The 17,517-nt window shown below is 46.6% G+C and carries 12 protein-coding genes and 3 pseudogenes; 10 read left to right on the plus strand and 5 right to left on the minus strand.

The annotated features are described in order from the left end of the window. Positions 1 to 26: 26 nt before the first annotated feature. Entirely contained in the window at positions 27 to 221 is a 195-nt protein-coding gene (locus AC0L6V_RS15495; protein WP_321160280.1) for a hypothetical protein, read from the plus strand. A 143-nt stretch (positions 222 to 364) separates the two neighbouring features. Here the strand turns inward: AC0L6V_RS15495 and AC0L6V_RS15500 are convergent, their stop codons facing one another. From AC0L6V_RS15500 to AC0L6V_RS15515, 4 genes are read right to left on the minus strand one after another with little or no spacing between them, the layout of a single operon-like run. After that, entirely contained in the window at positions 365 to 1,408 is a 1,044-nt protein-coding gene (locus tag AC0L6V_RS15500) for an ABC transporter permease (protein WP_265218058.1), read from the minus strand. Positions 1,409 to 1,437: 29 nt separating this feature from the next. Beyond that, positions 1,438 to 2,496, minus strand: a complete 1,059-nt coding sequence (locus AC0L6V_RS15505; RefSeq protein ID WP_418138406.1) for a sugar ABC transporter ATP-binding protein — start codon at positions 2,494 to 2,496, stop codon at positions 1,438 to 1,440. A 40-nt stretch (positions 2,497 to 2,536) separates the two neighbouring features. Continuing rightward, positions 2,537 to 2,992, minus strand: coding sequence for an ATP-binding cassette domain-containing protein (locus AC0L6V_RS15510; protein WP_418138408.1), 456 nt, complete (start codon positions 2,990 to 2,992; stop codon positions 2,537 to 2,539). A 53-nt stretch (positions 2,993 to 3,045) separates the two neighbouring features. Continuing rightward, complete coding sequence (locus tag AC0L6V_RS15515; RefSeq protein ID WP_265218060.1) at positions 3,046 to 3,969, minus strand: sugar ABC transporter substrate-binding protein; 924 nt, start codon at positions 3,967 to 3,969, stop codon at positions 3,046 to 3,048. A gap of 326 nt (positions 3,970 to 4,295) precedes the next feature. Between AC0L6V_RS15515 and AC0L6V_RS15520 the strand changes: the two genes are divergently transcribed. The 6 genes and pseudogenes from AC0L6V_RS15520 (at position 4,296) to olsF (ending at position 13,205) form a co-directional block, all read left to right on the plus strand. Then, positions 4,296 to 4,601 carry a hypothetical protein gene (locus AC0L6V_RS15520; protein ID WP_409418754.1) on the plus strand — a complete coding sequence of 102 codons (306 nt, stop codon included), beginning with the start codon at positions 4,296 to 4,298 and terminating at the stop codon, positions 4,599 to 4,601. 322 nt (positions 4,602 to 4,923) lie between these two features. Continuing rightward, a pseudogene (locus tag AC0L6V_RS15525) lies at positions 4,924 to 6,875 on the plus strand (bifunctional 5-dehydro-2-deoxygluconokinase/5-dehydro-2-deoxyphosphogluconate aldolase). Between the two features lie 11 nt (positions 6,876 to 6,886). After that, positions 6,887 to 8,736 (plus strand): annotated as a pseudogene (gene iolD, locus AC0L6V_RS15530) (3D-(3,5/4)-trihydroxycyclohexane-1,2-dione acylhydrolase (decyclizing)). A 42-nt stretch (positions 8,737 to 8,778) separates the two neighbouring features. Further along, positions 8,779 to 9,678 (plus strand): myo-inosose-2 dehydratase, encoded by a 900-nt coding sequence (iolE, locus tag AC0L6V_RS15535; protein WP_265218063.1) that lies wholly within the window; start codon positions 8,779 to 8,781, stop codon positions 9,676 to 9,678. An 83-nt stretch (positions 9,679 to 9,761) separates the two neighbouring features. Continuing rightward, a complete protein-coding gene (locus tag AC0L6V_RS15540) occupies positions 9,762 to 11,264 on the plus strand; it encodes a CoA-acylating methylmalonate-semialdehyde dehydrogenase (RefSeq protein ID WP_418138410.1) in 1,503 nt (500 codons plus the stop codon). Between the two features lie 210 nt (positions 11,265 to 11,474). Beyond that, a complete protein-coding gene (gene olsF, locus AC0L6V_RS15545; RefSeq protein ID WP_409418757.1) occupies positions 11,475 to 13,205 on the plus strand; it encodes a bifunctional ornithine lipid synthase OlsF in 1,731 nt (576 codons plus the stop codon). 14 nt (positions 13,206 to 13,219) lie between these two features. Here the strand turns inward: olsF and AC0L6V_RS15550 are convergent, their stop codons facing one another. Further along, entirely contained in the window at positions 13,220 to 13,372 is a 153-nt protein-coding gene (locus AC0L6V_RS15550; RefSeq protein WP_157959187.1) for a hypothetical protein, read from the minus strand. Positions 13,373 to 13,700: 328 nt separating this feature from the next. Between AC0L6V_RS15550 and AC0L6V_RS15555 the strand changes: the two genes are divergently transcribed. The 3 genes and pseudogenes from AC0L6V_RS15555 (at position 13,701) to betA (ending at position 17,454) form a co-directional block, all read left to right on the plus strand. Beyond that, positions 13,701 to 14,006 carry an isoamylase early set domain-containing protein gene (locus AC0L6V_RS15555; protein ID WP_265218065.1) on the plus strand — a complete coding sequence of 102 codons (306 nt, stop codon included), beginning with the start codon at positions 13,701 to 13,703 and terminating at the stop codon, positions 14,004 to 14,006. Positions 14,007 to 14,301: 295 nt separating this feature from the next. Next, positions 14,302 to 15,759, plus strand: coding sequence for a betaine-aldehyde dehydrogenase (gene betB / locus AC0L6V_RS15560; protein WP_418138411.1), 1,458 nt, complete (start codon positions 14,302 to 14,304; stop codon positions 15,757 to 15,759). Between the two features lie 28 nt (positions 15,760 to 15,787). Beyond that, a pseudogene (gene betA / locus AC0L6V_RS15565) lies at positions 15,788 to 17,454 on the plus strand (choline dehydrogenase). Positions 17,455 to 17,517: the final 63 nt, after the last annotated feature.

Raw genomic sequence — 17,517 nt, forward strand, 5'->3', positions numbered from 1 at the left:
AATCATATAAAAATAGGACTTTCATTTTGAACGAAGCTGATCGTAAATTTTTTCGCCCTAAATGGCGTCGTGTCACCGCTACCGTTTTCTGTTTTGGCTGGACATTGGTGGAATGGTTATCCGGAGAACCGTTCTGGGGCATGATTGCAGCGGGCATTACTTTTTACTGTTTATGGAATTTCTTTTATAAATTTGACGAAAGCCAAGAAACATCTGAATAAAACCACCACCGTTGATAGAGCAAGGTAAACACTAACACGCAAAATCGATTAAACATAACGCAACAACAGGGATAAAAAAGCAGCTTAGTCAACGCTAAGCTGCAATGGGAGTACCGATTGATTTGACAAGACAACGCTCTACGCTAGGTGGTTTTCTTGCGTTTGTTCTGACGTTGTTGATCAATAATCACCGCAACAACAATGATGGCGCCTTTGATTATGTCTTGATAGTAGGCATCAATGCGTAAAAACGTAAAACCGGAAAGCATAACACCTAAAATCAAAGCGCCAATCACTGTCCCCGCAATACGGCCTCGCCCACCAGATAAAGACACACCACCAATGACCGCAGCGGCAATAGCGTCCAATTCGTACATCAACCCCATACCTGCCTGCGCTGTTTTAATACGTGCGATGGCCACCATGGCTGCCAACCCAACCAACAAACCTGCAATGGTATAAACCTTAATTAAGTGACGATCTATATTGATACCCGATACTCGCGCAGCTTGAGGGTTTGCACCTATTGCGTAGGTGAATTTACCAAAGCGGGTATAGCGCATGACCACATGAAAAATGATGGCCACTATAATAAAGATAACAACGGGCATCCAACGATCTAAGGCATTCCCTAACATGGCAAATTCATTGGTAAAACCAGACACAGGACTGCCATCAGTATACCAACGAGCCACACCTCGCGCGGATACCATCATACCTAATGTGGCAATAAATGGTGGTATACGTGTTTTGGTGATGAGCCAGCCATTCACAAAGCCAGCCAATGCCCCAACCGTTAAACCCACCATCAAGGGCACAAAAAAGGGCAAATCCGTTAACGCTGGAGAAATAACCTTAGGCCAACTACTGGATTGAGCAAACGTCGCAGCAATCATGGCCGACATCGCCACCACAGACCCAGAAGACAAATCTATCCCTCCGGTGATGATGACCATGGTGACCCCTATGGCAATAATACCAATAACAGAAACCTGTAATATGATGATTTGCAACCGACTCATATTCATTAAAAAGCTCTGACCGACAAAAATCCAGCCGAGTATTTCAAACATAACGGAGATGCCAATCAAAACTAATAAAATGCTGACTTCCGCAGGAATACGTTTTTTCTTCTGGGTATCTGGGTTGTCATTTACTTCTTTCATGGTGTTGTCTAACGTCGTCATAAGAACCTCTTATTTTTCTAATTCTTGTACTATTGAGCGGCTAAATTCATTACTGATACTTGATCGGCTTCTGAACGATCTAAAATGCCCGTCACACGTCCTTCGTGCATAACAAGCACCCGATCACTCATCCCTAGCACTTCAGGCAATTCGGAAGAAATCATGATGACCGCGACCCCTTTATGGGCCAGCTTTGTAACCAATGAATGGATTTCAGCTTTTGCCCCAACATCGATACCTCGTGTGGGTTCATCTAAGATCAAAATACGTGGGTGAGTCAGTAGCCAACGAGCAATCAACACTTTTTGTTGGTTACCACCAGAAAGGTTCTCGATGGCTTCTTCCATGTTTGGGGTTTTTACACGTAGCTTTCGGCACAAGGCTTCAGATTCTTCATTCAGTCTTTTTTGATCGACAAAACCGCCGCCACCGACAAAATGCTCATGCAAAACAGCAGACTGAATGTTTTCTTGAATATCCAACGATAGGAAACAACCGGTTTCTTTTCGGTCTTCTGTTAAAAACGCCATACCCTTCATAATGGCGTCATTAGGATTTTTGATATGGACTTCTTCACCCTCAATACATACGGTACCTGAGTCTGCGGGAGTGACACCAAAAATGGCCTCTGCGACATTGGATCTACCCGAACCGACAAGACCAGCAAAGCCTAATATTTCACCCGCTCTCACATCAAATGACACATCGTGAAATACGCCATTTAGGGTTAGATTTTTGACCGACAGTAGGACATCGCCTAATGCAACGTCCTCTTTTGGAAACATCTGATCCACATTACGACCCACCATCATGCGGATGATTTCATCACGGGTAACGTCAGCAGAAGCATGCGTACCAATGTATTTTCCATCACGAAATACAGAAAATTCATCGGCTATTTCAAATAACTCACTCATTTTATGAGTGATATAAACGATACCAATACCCCGTTTGCGTAAGCCTCGAATAATCTCAAATAAATGCGCCACTTCGGTCTCAGTAATAGCAGACGTCGGCTCATCCATGATCAATACATCCGAGTTAAAAGACACGGCTTTGGCGATTTCAACCATCTGACGATTCGCCACCGATAAGGTGCTAATCTCGGCTTCTGGATCAAGCTTAATATTAAGACGTACGAGACAATTCTTCCGTCATGCGAGCCATTTTGGCATGATCAATAAAACCAAAGGCGTTAGTTGGCTCTCGTCGAATCCAAATATTTTCCGCCACCGTCATTTGATTCATCAACAACAACTCTTGATGAATCATAGCAATGCCAGACTCTTGCGCTTTCAGAGGTGTTTCTAAGGTAACAGGCTCTCCTCTTAACCTCACTTCGCCACTATCTGGCTGATAAATGCCAGCAATCACCTTCATCAAGGTGGATTTTCCCGCACCATTTTCCCCCATTAACGCATGGACCGTACCCGGACGAATTTTCAAACACACGTCATCCAATGCCAATACACCAGGAAACCCCTTGGACACATTAACAACTTCTAATACGTATTCACACGAGTGGTCTTTGGGAGGAGTTGCGCCATTCACAGACACGGTTTCCTCAACTGCTGCGCTATTCATAACGCAATCCCTCCTATTTTTATTTTAATTAAAAGCGTTTTTAGTTAAGAAACTTAAAGGTAATCGTTTAGATTTTCAGGTGTCACCAATTCAAACGGCACCCATACTTTACGATCCACACTTTGGCCATTAATGAGCTTAACGGCTGCGTCTACAGCACCACGACCTTGCCCATCAGCACTCTGGAAAACCGTTACATCCAACTCACCCGCTTTCATGGCAGCCAAGCCGTCAGTAGTGGCATCAATACCCGCAATCACAACCTCATCCATTGAACGGCCAGCGGCTTTTAATGCCTGAATCGCACCGATCGCCATTTCGTCGTTGTTTGAAATAACCGCATCAAACTGGATACCAGCAGCAATCCAGTTGGTCATCAAATCGCTGCCTTTGGTACGTGACCATTCTGCTGTTTGTTGCTGAACCACTTTTAGGCCTGAGCACTCTGGCGTGGCAATAACATCATGAATATCTTGTGTGCGCTGTAACGCCGCTTGGTTGGTTAACTCACCCATCATGACCACAATGTTGCCCTTGCCATTTAATAGGCGACACACTTCTTGAGTCTGCAACGTTCCCGAGACTTTCTCATCCGATGCCACAAACGCTTGATTATCTGGAAGCAAATCAACATTGATAGGTTGGCGATTAACATAAATGAGGGGAATACCAGCGGCTTGGGCATCATCGGAAATGGATAAGGTTGCATCGGTATCAACAGGGTTAATAATGATGGCATCCACACCAGAAGCGATAAAATTCTGAACTTGATTTAATTGATTACCAACGCCATTTTTGGCGTCTTCTATTTGAACATCAACCCCCTGCTCCTTGGCAGCTGATTGAATACCGTTGCGCAAAGTCGTCAAAAAGTTATCGTCAAACAAGGCCATTGAGACGCCAATCTTAAGATCCGCAGCAGAAACAGACGTTGCGATAACTGAAGACGCGATGGCAGTAAGAAGTAGTTTTTTCATTATGCGATTTCCTCGAAAGTAAGCGCTGACACGCTCTAATTGTTTTTATTTTTTCCGGTAAAACGCGTCTAGAGATCAAACCCAGACGCACTCTACAAAGTGCCTCTAGATCTCTAAACATTCGACTGGTTTATATCACTGAGATGCAACCCATTCGAATATGTATATTCCACAAAAAATCAATATAGAATATATATTCCAATTTGATGGATATTGCCACCGTTGTCAAGCCCAAAATGTAATTTAATGGCAGAGTAAAACCACCAGCCGTTTGCCTTCCTCTGTCACACCTTTCAACACACTCAAAAATCATGGGTAGGCCAACAGTGCACGACACTTTCCATCATAAAGGCGCTGGCGAAGAGGAATTCTTTCCCGAGCGCACGGGGCTCATTCATATCTCTGGCCTAGAAGACGACATAACCTTCAACGACATGCTAGACGGAGACCGAGTGCTAGTCGGTCCCAAAGATCGTTTAGACAATATTGAGCAGCTCCGCACTTTACTGGCAGCAGGTTATTTAGGCCCGGTGTCATTCGAACCTTTCTCTAAAAAAGTGTGGGACCTTCCAAATCCAAAACAAGCGGTTCAAGACAGCATTGATTTTGTTAACCAATCATTAGCTCAATAGGCGAACTGATTAATGATTCATATCCCACACAGCGAACCCAGGCGAGCAGATACACTCTGCAGCCCTCACACAGGCTGTTTTATTTCCTCCATTGGCAGAATTATTATGTAAATCTCATTAAAAAATATAACGCATTGTTTTATAAAGATTTTAAATTGAAAAACACATTATGGAAAAATTCATTCCAACATATTGAAAATATAGAATATATATTCTATTATCTTCGAAGGTAGATTACACAATAAAAAAAACAGCCACTTCATTTTCGACAAAGTACTATTCACCTTGTTGTCATTTCGGCTGATACGGGAGATGAAGAACCATGCTCAAAGATAAAACGTTAGATCTGATTTGTCTTGGACGCGCTGCGGTCGATATGTATTCAGAGCAAATAGGCAGTCGTTTAGAAGATGTCAGCAGTTTTGCAAAATATCTCGGCGGCTCTTCTGGCAACATGGCTTTTGGGACAGCTCGTCTTGGTTTAAAAAGCGCCATGTTGACACGTGTTGGTAATGAACACATGGGCCGCTTTGTTAAAGAAGAGTTAGCCCGTGCAGGTGTCGACACCAGTCACGTTATTACGGATCCCGAACGTTTGACGGCCTTGGTCGTATTAGGCATCAAAGACCAAGACACCTTCCCATTAATTTTCTACCGTAACGACTGTGCCGATATGGCCGTCAGTAAAGACGACTTTGATGCGGACTTTATTGGTTCAGCCAAAGCCCTTGTTATTACAGGCACTCACTTCTCCACTGAAAACACTTACGAAACCAGCAAACAAGCCATTGCCTACGCTAAGCAAGCGGGCACGAAATGCGCCCTAGATATCGACTACCGCCCTGTTCTTTGGGGACTAACCAACCCAGGCGATGGTGAAACCCGCTTTATTTCCAATGAAAGAGTCTCAGCACACTTACAAAGTATTCTGGCGGATTTTGATCTGATTGTGGGCACAGAAGAAGAAATACATATTGCAGGTGGCAGCACAGATACCATCACGGCACTGAAAAAAATCCGTGAACTAAGCACGGCCACCATAGTGCTGAAACTTGGCTCTCAAGGTTGTACGGTACTGGAAGGAGCGATCCCTGACTCTATGAACGCCTTTGAGCGACATATTGGCGTTCGCGTTGAGGTACTCAATGTGCTTGGCGCCGGTGATGCCTTTATGAGTGGCTTCTTACGGGGCTGGATACGCGGCGAATCCGCAGAACAGTCTTGTGCCTACGCCAATGCATGTGGCGCTTTGGTTGTTTCGCGTCATGGTTGTGCTCCGGCTATTCCAAGCGCGGAAGAACTGGATAATTATATTGCTCGTGCGGCACACATTAAACGCCCAGACTTGGATCGTGAACTGAATCATTTACATCGAGTCACCACAGAAAGACTGCCTTATGACTGGCAAGACCTGTGTATTTTTGCCTTCGACCATCGCAAACAACTCTTTGATATGGCCCGTGAAGAAGGGGCCGATCCAGCCCGAATTAAAACGCTGAAACGTCTATTAGTCGATGCCTTAGATGTAGGTTCCCGCCAACTAGGTGGTAGCCAGTACGGTGTCCTCATTGATGATACCTATGGACAAGATGCACTCAATGCGGTGACGGGGCGCGGCCTTTGGATTGGTCGTCCAGTGGAACTTCCAAGCTCTCGCCCTATCGAGTTAGAAGGCGGGCGTAGCATCGGTTCTCGCCTAAAAAGCTGGCCAAAAGAGCACATCGTAAAATGCCTCGTTTTCTACCATTCACAAGATGAAATAGAGCTGCGTGTTGCCCAAGAGCGCCAAGTGGTTGAGGCTCTACCATGCTTGCTGCACTTCCGGCCATGAACTGTTGTTGGAAATCATTCCACCACGAGACAAAGCCTTTGATGACAGCCTTTTCACGAACGCCATGAAACGTTTCTACCACCTAGATGTGCGCCCAGACTGGTGGAAGCTGCCACCTCAATCGAAAGCAAACTGGCAAGCCATTACCGACATAATTCAGCACCATGATAAACACTGCCGTGGTGTGGTGATGCTAGGTTTAGACGCGCCAATGAACGAACTCAAAGAAGGCTTTGTTAATAGCGCAGGTTTTGATATTTGCAAAGGCTTCGCGGTGGGGCGTTCTATTTTTAGCGAACCAAGCCGTGAATGGTTAGCAAATCGCTATAGCGATCAACAGTTTATCGACGCCATTGTGTCAAACTATTTGGAGGCTCGTCTCTTATTGGAAAGAACGCCACACCGCTCAGTCCCAGCAGCAGCCACAACAGAAACAGGCTTAAAGGAAATTCACATGACAACAATAACACTTACCATGGCCCAAGCCGTCGTCCGCTTTATGATGGCGCAAAAAATAGAAACAGATAATGGTATTCAACCCATGTTTGCGGGTGTATGGGGGATTTTCGGTCACGGTAATGTTGCCGGTCTTGGCGAAGCGCTTTACCAAGTAAAAGATCAACTGCCGACTTATCGCGCACACAATGAACAAGGCATGGCACATGCCGCTATTGCCTACGCTAAAACCAAAAACCGTCAACAAATGATGGCTTGTACTGCGTCGGCGGACGCGGTGCGGTGAACATGGTGACGGCAGCAGCTGTGGCGCATGTGAATCGTATTCCTGTCTTGTTTCTTCCGGGCGACACCTTTGCCACTCGTATGCCAGATCCAGTACTCCAACAAGTCGAAAGCTTCCAAGACATGACCATCACGTCGAATGATTGTTTTCGCCCAGTCAGTCGCTTTTTTGATCGTATTACTCGTCCGGAGCAACTGTTAACCTCGTTGCCGCAAGCCATGCGCGTGCTAACGGATCCGATTGAATGCGGCCCTGCGACATTAGCGTTACCGCAAGACGTGCAAACCATGGCATTCGACTATCCTATTAGTTTCTTCGACGAAAAAGTCCATCGCCTACGTCGCCAAACACCGGATTTTTATGAGCTAAACGACGCGCTTAAACTGATTCGACAGGCCAAAAAACCGGTCGTCATCGCAGGAGGCGGCCTTCATTATTCTGGTGCGCTCAAAGAGTTCGATGCCTTTGTTAGCCAATTCCAACTGCCTGTAGGTGAAACACAAGCCGGCAAAGGCGCTCTGCCTTGGGACCACAAACACAATATGGGAAGTATCGGTGTCACAGGCGCGGCCTCAACCAATAACCTATGTGCTGATGCGGACTTGATTATTGCCGTTGGTACTCGCCTTGGTGACTTCACCTCGGGGTCCCGTTCTCTTATCCATCCAGATGCCAAAATCGTCAGCCTAAACGTAGCGTCTTTTGATGCCATCAAACATAAGAGCCAAGCGCTAGTAGGAGACGCAAAAGCCACCCTGCCACTGTTAAGTAAGGCCCTCCAAGGCTGGCAGCTAGAGTCTTCTTGGGTTGATAGAGCCGAAAACGAGCGCGTTAACTGGCAACATATTGTCGATCAAGCGACCACGGATCAAGGCACAAATTTACCCAGTGATGCCGAAGTTATTGGGGCCGTCAATCGCGCGGCTGGCGAAGAAGACATGGTGGTATGCGCGGCTGGCGGTTTACCAGGTGAATTACAAAAGTTATGGCGGACGCGTTACCACCGCGGCTACCACATGGAATACGGCTATTCCTGCATGGGCTATGAATTGGCCGGTGGCTTAGGCGCCAAAATGGCAAGCCCTGAATCCGAAGTGTTCGTCATGGTGGGCGACGGTTCTTACCTAATGCTCAACTCTGAAATCGCCACCTCAGTGATGCTAGGTCAAAAAATCATCGCTGTTGTGCTAGACAACCGAGGTTTTGGCTGTATTAACCGCTTACAACAAGCCGGTGGCGGTGCAGGCTTTAACAACCTTTTAGACGATTGTTTTAGTGTGCCTGAAGGCGCGCCTAAAACCGACTTTGCGGCTCATGCCAGGGCACTTGGCGCTAACGCTGAAAAAGTCGCCAACATCGCGGAATTAGAGCAAGCCCTTGTACGCGCTAAGAGCCTCCCTATCAGTTATGTCATCACCTTAGATACCGATCCGCTGAAAACGACAGCAGAAGGCGGACATTGGTGGGATGTCGCATTAGCTGAAGTCTCAGAGCGCAAACAAGTCAGCGACGCTCGCAAGGAATACGAACAACGTAAAGCAGCTCAATTTAAACACTTGTAATACTGAACATCATTTCGCATTTACTGATCGGAGAATAATAATATGAGCGTCAGAATCGGCATTAACCCATTAACTTGGACAAACGACGACCTACCCACACTGGGCGCAGAAACTTCCCTTGAAACTTGTTTAACAGAAGGCAAACAAGCGGGATTTAGTGGCTTTGAGTTAGGTCAAAAGTTCCCTCGCACACCAGAAGTACTTGGCCCTATTCTAAAAGCACATGGTTTGGACTTGGTTTCAGGCTGGTTCAGCGGCGAATTATTAACGCGCAGTGTCGAAGAAGAAATTGAGGCCATTAAGCCGCATCTTCATTTATTGAAATCCCTTGGCGCAAAAGCCATGGTGTACTGCGAAGTCACAGGCTGTATCCATGGTCAAATCGAAACCCCATTGTCGCACCGCCCTATTATCAGCGAAGAAAAAATCGCTGAAATGAGTAAAAAACTCACTCAGGTCGCGGACTACTGCCTATCTGAAGGGGTACAAATTGCTTACCACCACCATATGGGAACCGTCATTGAAAGCCAACACGAAGTTGATTTATTGATGAAACACACAGGTCCTTCTGTTGGCTTACTTTTAGATACGGGCCACATGACATTTGCTGGTGGTAACCCATTAGAAGTTCAAGCAAAACACGCGGATCGCATTATTCACGTACATTGCAAAGATCTTCGCCCTGAGATCTTAAAGGACGCTAAGAACCGCGATATCAGCTTCTTGAATGCCATGTTAAATGGCGTATTTACTGTACCTGGCGACGGCTTTATCGATTACAGCAGCTTGTTCAAACAACTTAAAGCCAGCAACTATTCTGGCTGGTTAGTGGTAGAAGCAGAACAAGATCCAGCCGTTGCACACCCATTAACTTACGCCACAATGGGGGCAAACAACTTAAAAGCACTATGCGCTGAGTCTGGGATAGACATCGTCCAATAATCACCGGCTTTTATTCGTGTCGTTAACGCTAGAGCACCCACGTTAACGACAACAAAAAACACATGCAAACGTTAGGTACTCTCATGCAAACATTAGGTAACTACATTAACGGTCAGCACATGGCCAGCCAAAGCGGTCGCACGGGTACAGTCTACAATCCAGCAACGGGGGCACAAAGTCTTAACGTTGCGCTGTCTAGCGCCGATGAAACTCGCACCGCGATTGCCTCAGCACAAGAAGCGTTTAACACATGGAGCAAGGTCACTCCGCTTAACCGTGCTCGTGTCATGTTTAAATTTAAAGCCTTGCTGGAGGAGCACGCAGACGAAATCGCCGCGATGATCACCAACGAGCACGGCAAAGTATTCTCCGATGCCAAAGGTGAGTTAACGCGTGGTATCGAAGTCGTCGAATTTGCTTGCGGCATTCCACATCTACAAAAAGGCGAACACAGCCTAAACGTTGGTCGCGGCGTCGACAGCATGTCTTTGATGCAACCACTTGGCGTTTGCGCTGGCATTTCACCGTTTAACTTCCCTGCTATGGTACCAATGTGGATGTTCCCTGTTGCCATTGCCTGCGGCAACACCTTTGTCATGAAACCATCCGAGAAAGACCCATCCGTGCCATTACGCTTAGCCGAACTGCTCTCCGCAGCGGGTCTCCCAGATGGTGTATTCAATATCGTTAATGGCGACAAAGAAGCGGTAGATGTACTGCTAACGGATGAACGAGTTCAAGCAGTGAGCTTTGTTGGCTCAACGCCCATTGCTGAATACATTTACGCAACCGCTTCTGCCCATGGTAAACGCGTACAAGCATTGGGCGGCGCTAAAAACCATATGATCGTCATGCCAGATGCAGATCCAAGCCAAGTCGTTGGTTCCCTAATGGGAGCGGCCTACGGCTCAGCGGGTGAACGTTGTATGGCGATTTCTGTCGCGGTTTGTGTAGGCGACAGCGTGGCCGATAATTTGATCCACAGCTTAAGCACTGAAATTGATGTCATGCGAGTCGGCCCAGGTATCGGCTTACCTGAAGAAGCACACATGGGTCCCGTCATCTCCAAAGAGCATTGTGCAAAAATCAAAGACTACATCCGCATTGGTGTCGAAGAAGGCGCGACGTTGGTGCGCGATGGCCGCGATTTTGTCTACCCAGGCAATGAACATGGTTATTTCGTTGGACCCACCTTATTCGACAATGTCAAACAAGGTATGCGCATCTATAACGAAGAAATTTTCGGCCCTGTTTTATGCGTCGTTCGGGCCACCAGCTATCAAGAAGCCTTGGATATGATCAATGCCCACGAATACGGTAATGGCACGTCAATCTTTACCCGTGATGGCGATACCGCTCGTCAGTTCTGTGAAGACGTTCAAGTAGGCATGGTGGGCGTCAATGTGCCCATTCCTGTGCCCATGGCCTTCCATAGCTTTGGCGGCTGGAAACGTTCTTTGTTTGGCCCATTGCACATGCATGGACCCGATGGTGTGCGTTTCTATACTCGCATGAAAACCATCACGGCCCGCTGGCCAACGGGCCTTCGCGCTGGCGCAGAATTTTCTATGCCAACCATGAAGTAGCGAATTTACTCGAGCCTCAGTCGCCGATTGTTTATTGTTTAACTCTCTAGTCAGCGACTTTTGGCCCACCTTATTGGTGGGCTTTTTTTCACCTTCATGCTTGAAAACTTTTGGTCACATACTCGCCACACAAACGTCACGTCTTTGTCACATTGACACTCTACCCTGCTTACTATGACATCTGAAATCTTATTAGAGCGGAGTACGACTGTGATACAAGTTGAGCAAATGATTGCCAGTAAATCGCCTCAGTTTTTCGACAAAAGCCCTCTTATCACTCGCCCAACGTTAAGCCTGTTAAAACGCTTATTCCACGAAAATGAAGTCAATCAATTCCTGGAAAAAAACCACGGCTGTGTCGGCTTCGAATTTATTGACCGTGTACTGGATCACTTCAACTTTAGTTACCAAGTGAGCCAAGTTGATCGACGCAACATTCCTGCCAGTGGCCGCGTTATGATTATCGCCAACCACCCACTTGGTGCTTTGGATGGTCTTGCGTTACTTCGATTAATTGGTGAGATCCGTCCAGATGTAAAAATCGTCGCCAATGATTTATTGATGGGCTTTGACGGTTTAAAAAAACTGGTCTTACCGGTCGATAATCTAGGTGGCAAAACAGGGCGCCAGCAACTCAAAGCCATCATGAGCTGCTTACATAATGAAGAAGCCGTGATTATTTTCCCAGCCGGAGAAGTGTCGCGGATGTCACCAAGTGGTGTAAAAGACCAACAATGGAATCAGAACTATCTTAAATTGGCGCAGAAAACCAACAGCCCATTGTTGCCCGTTCACATCGGCGGACGTAACTCTATGTTGTTTTATACCAGTTCTATTTTGTATCGCCCATTGTCTACGCTGCAGCTTGCGAACGAAATGTTTCGTCAGCGAAATCGCAAAATACCCATGCAAGTAGGCCAAGCCATTCCGATTCAAGAATTGGCACAATTACCGTTAAGCGATAAAGAAAAAAACAAACTGGTCAAACGCCATTTGTACCGTATTGCCAAAGGCAGAAAACCGCTGTTAAAAACAGAAAAAACCGTCGAGCACCCGCAAAACCGACAACTGATCAAACAAGAGTTAAAACTGGCAGAACACCTTGGCAGTACCAAGGACAACAAACAAATTTATCTGTTTGATTACGACCCTATGTCAGTGACGATGAAAGAAATTGGGCGCTTGCGCGAGATTGCCTTTCGTAAAGTCGGTGAAGGCACAGGAGAGCGTTCTGATCTGGATAAGTTTGATCAATACTATCGCCATTTAATTCTATGGGATGAAGAAGAACTGGAAATCGTTGGCGCTTATCGAATTGGTGAAGTGGCGCGTTACATGAAGTCAGACACTCCAAATCGCATCTACAGTGCCGAGTTATTTCAATACTCTTGCGATATGGAGCCTTACTTCGAACAAGGGATCGAATTAGGGCGCAGTTTTATTCAACCCAAATATTGGGGCAAACGCAGTCTGGATTATTTATGGTACGGCATCGGTGCCTATTTGGATAAACACCCTGAAATACGTTATATGTTTGGTCCAGTGAGTCTAAGCAACAGTTATCCGCAAGTGGCAAAAGATTTTATTGTCTCTTTTTACAAACTGTATTTTGCCGACAAAGAGCATTTAGCACGCTCTTTTACGCCTTACCAAATCAACGCCGAACATGCGGACATTATTTCCGATATTTTCAGCGGAGAGGACTATGAAGAAGATTTCAGGCTATTAAAAGAACAACTCAGCCACTTTGGTGCGAGTGTGCCAACCTTGTTCAAGCAGTACAGCGAATTATGTGAACCCGGTGGGGTTCGCTTCTTAGACTTTGGCGTCGATGCCGACTTTGGCTACTGTGTAGACGGTTTGGTCCTAGTAGACCTAAATACAGTCAAAGAAGCGAAAAATAAACGTTACCGAGGGCACAACAGCGGCACTCAGGCTTAATACCCTAGAATGTCCTAGCGTGAATCGTGGTGATGCCCTCGTGAATGAGAATGGTGACCATGGGAATGGTCATCCTCTTGTTCAGGGCGTTTAAAGACAACCAGATAAATAATCTTAATGACCAGCATCACACTTAACGCAATAAGAACGACCATTTGAATGTCCATCACAACACCTCGTTATTTTTGTTGGTGTCATTTAACTATAGGACATAAATCCGTTTATATTGTGAATTTTCGTTTCAATTGTGTATGAGTGCCGTAAGCCCCAGAATAGCGCAATGGGGAACAATTAAAGCTAGGAATATGCTTTAACCAGATAGCAGAAAACGCTCATTAAGAATTTTATTATTATAAATTAATTAGTTATAAAATGTGGCGTAAGCTTTGCTTGCTATTTGCACTAGAAGCTCGCTTCAAAAGCACATTTTGTTGCACTCAGGCTTTTGCAGTAGCCTTACCTTATTTTGTCTATCACTAGACCATGGAGCTGGAAATGATTGAGAAAACCTACTTAAAAACCAAACCCGAATGCAAAGTGAAATTTGCCCTACCAGCCGACAAGATTGGCGAGGCCAAAAGCGTTGCTGTTGTTGGTGATTTTAATAACTGGGACAGCGAAGCCAATCCAATGAAAAAACAGAAATCTGGTGTATTTGCATCGACAATCAGTTTGGAGATCGATACCTCGTACCAATTTCGTTATGTATTAGATGGTACCGAATGGCTCAACGATGACATGGCAGATGCCTATGTTCCAAGTCCAATAAGCCCTGATACGAATGGTGTTATTCGCCTGTAATCCCCTTCTTAGACCTTCGTAATACGATTAAAAAGCCCGTCTCGGCTCAACATTTGAGTCGAGACCAAATACGCGTTCACCGCGTATTTTGTTCATTCTGAGGCATCTCATGACCTCTCTTTCCTGTCGCTCTAAAACGCCATTTTTTTGCCCTAAAAACACTAATTCATGGTTTCAAGCTGCAATTTATAGTCAAAATATGTACAATTGTTTTTATTAAACGCGCGTTTAATAAAAATTCAAATACTTCAATGATCCTAAACAGAACATTGAAACAGACAAAAAGAGGCACAACATGGCACATCAGCAGCAATACATTCATGGCCGCTACCATGCATCCACCAGCGGAGAACACTTCGAGACAATCAACCCAGCCACAGGCGAAGTGATTGCAACAGTAGAGCACGCAGGACAAGCTGAACTCGATGCTGCTGTTGAATCTGCCAAACAAGGCCAAAAAGTCTGGGCAGCGATGAAGCCTGTTGAACGCGGCCGCATTTTGAAAAAAGCCGCCGATCTATTGCGTGAGCGCAACGAAGAATTAGCACGCCTAGAAGTGCTCGACACAGGCAAACCTCTGCAAGAAGCCATTGTCGTCGACATCCAAACTGGTGCCGATGTTATCGAATATTACGCAGGCCTTACGGACAAAATCCAAGGCGATTACCAAGATCTTGGCAATGGTAATTTCTTCTATACTCGCCGTGAACCGCTTGGCATTTGCGCAGGCATTGGCGCGTGGAACTACCCTATTCAAATCGCCATGTGGAAATCAGGCCCTGCTTTGGCAGCAGGCAACGCGATGATCTTCAAACCATCTGAAGAAACACCACTCACGGCGCTTAAACTGGCAGAAATCTTCACCGAAGCAGGCTTGCCTGATGGCGTCTTCAACGTTATCCAAGGGGATGCACGCACAGGCCAAATGATCACCAACCACCCAGACATCGACAAAGTGTCTTTCACCGGTGAGGTTGGCACAGGCAAGAAAGTGATGGCCGCGTCTTCACAGTCTTTGAAACAAGTCACCATGGAGCTTGGCGGTAAATCGCCGATGATCATCTTCCCTGACATGCCAGTGGATCAAGCCGTTTCTGCCGCTATGCTGGCAAACTTCTACACCCAAGGCGAAGTATGCACCAACGGCACCCGTGTGTTTGTCCATGCCGACATGATGGATGCCTTCACCAAAGAACTCAAAGCACGCACCGAAGCCATGATCATTGGCGACCCAATGGACATGGCAACACAAGTTGGCGCACTCATTTCTAAAGATCACATGCAAAAAGTCTTAGGCTACATTCAAGCCGCTAAAGACGCTGGGGCGACCTTGTTATGTGGCGGTTACCAAGTCACGGAAAAGGGCTTAGACAAAGGCGCGTTTGTGGCTCCGACTGTCTTCACCGACTGCACTGATGATATGCCGCAAGTACGCGATGAAATTTTTGGCCCTGTGATGTCAGTACTGAGCTTCACCGACGAAGACGAAGTAATTGCCCGTGCCAATGATACCAAACTTGGCCTAGCCGCTGGCGTATTCACCAAAGACTTCGCTCGCGCTCACCGTGTAATCAATCAGTTGCAAGCAGGTATTTGCTGGATCAACTCTTGGGGTGCGTCTCCGGCAGAAATGCCTGTGGGCGGCTACAAAGAGTCTGGCATTGGTCGCGAAAATGGCATCGAGACCCTGTACCACTACACGCAAAACAAGAGCGTTTTTGTTGATCTAAACGACATCGAAAGCCCTTACTAAGCGGCTCACAGAAGAGACAGGAGTAGACATGGCAAACGAAACATACGATTACATTATCGTTGGTGCTGGCTCCGCAGGCTGTGTGCTGGCGGACCGACTGACAGAAAGCGGTGAGAACAAGGTTCTGTTGCTGGAAATGGGTGGCTCGGATAAGAGCATCTTTATCCAAATGCCAACGGCGTTATCTTACCCAATGAATACCGACAAGTACGCGTGGCAATTCCACACGGAAAAAGAACCCGGGCTGGATGATCGTGAAATGCATTGTCCACGCGGTAAAGTACTGGGTGGTTCGTCTTCCATCAACGGCATGGTGTATGTTCGTGGTCATGCCTGCGACTTTGATGAATGGGAAGAAAAAGGCGCCAAAGGTTGGAATTACCAGTCTTGCCTCCCCTACTTCAAAAAAGCCGAAACATGGAAAGACGGCGCAACACTCTACCGTGGCGGCGAAGGCCCATTGTCGACCAATAACGGCAACGACATGACGTACAACCCGCTTTATAACGCCTTCATCAAAGCAGGCGAACAAGCAGGCTACGGTCAAACCGATGACTACAACGGTTTCCGCCAAGAAGGCTTTGGCCCCATGCACATGACGGTCAAAAATGGTGTACGTGCATCAACCTCTAATGCCTACTTGCGTCGAGCCATGTCACGTCCGAACCTCACCGTAAAAACAGGCGTGCTTAGCCATAAAGTTTTATTTGACGGCAAAGTCGCGACGGGTGTTGAGTTCAGTAAAAACGGACAAGTGCAACAAGTGAGCGCCAATAAGGAAGTGATCCTTTCGGCAGGTTCTGTGGGTTCACCACAACTATTGCAACTGTCTGGCGTGGCCCAAAAGAGGTGTTGGAAAAAGCAGGCGTGCCTGTACTGCATGAGCTGCCTGGCGTGGGCGAAAACTTGCAAGACCATTTGGAAGTCTACTTCCAATACTACTGCAAGCAACCTGTAAGCTTAAACAGCAAGTTGGATTTGATCAGCAAAGGCCTAATCGGCACGCGCTGGATCTTGTTCAAAACGGGCTTAGGTGCGACTAACCATTTTGAATCCTGTGGTTTCATCCGCTCTCGTGCTGGACTCAAGTGGCCAAATATTCAGTACCACTTCTTGCCAGCGGCCATGCGCTACGATGGCAAAGCCGCGGTTAAAGGTCACGGTTTCCAAGTACACGTTGGCCCAAACAAACCAGAAAGCCGTGGTAAATTATGGATTGAGTCGTCTGATCCAGCAGCCAAACCTCGTATCTTGTTCAACTACATCACCACTGAACAAGACAAACAGGATTGGCGCGATACCATTCGCTTAACCCGTGAAGTGCTGCAACAGTCTGCCTTGGACGAATACCGCGGTGAAGAAATTCAACCGGGTATGGATATCCAAAGCGACGAGCAGATCGACCAATGGGTAAAGAAAAACGTGGAAAGCGCTTACCACCCTTCTTGTACTTGTAAGATGGGCGACGACAACGACCCGATGGCCGTACTTAACGAGCAATGCCAAGTGCGTGGTTTGCAGAACCTACGTGTGGTGGATTCCTCCGTGTTCCCTACCATCACCAATGGTAACTTGAACGCTCCCACCATCATGGTGGCCGAAAAAGCCGCCGACATGATCCTTGGCAAAGCACCACTACCAAAACTCGACGCGCCAGTTTGGATTCACCCTGAATACGCAACCAAACAGCGGTAATCACCTAAGAGATTATGAGATAAAAAAAGCCAAGTTGACGTCTTTCTCAACTTGGCTTTTTAT

The organism is Marinomonas sp. G8-14, from assembly GCF_055808935.1.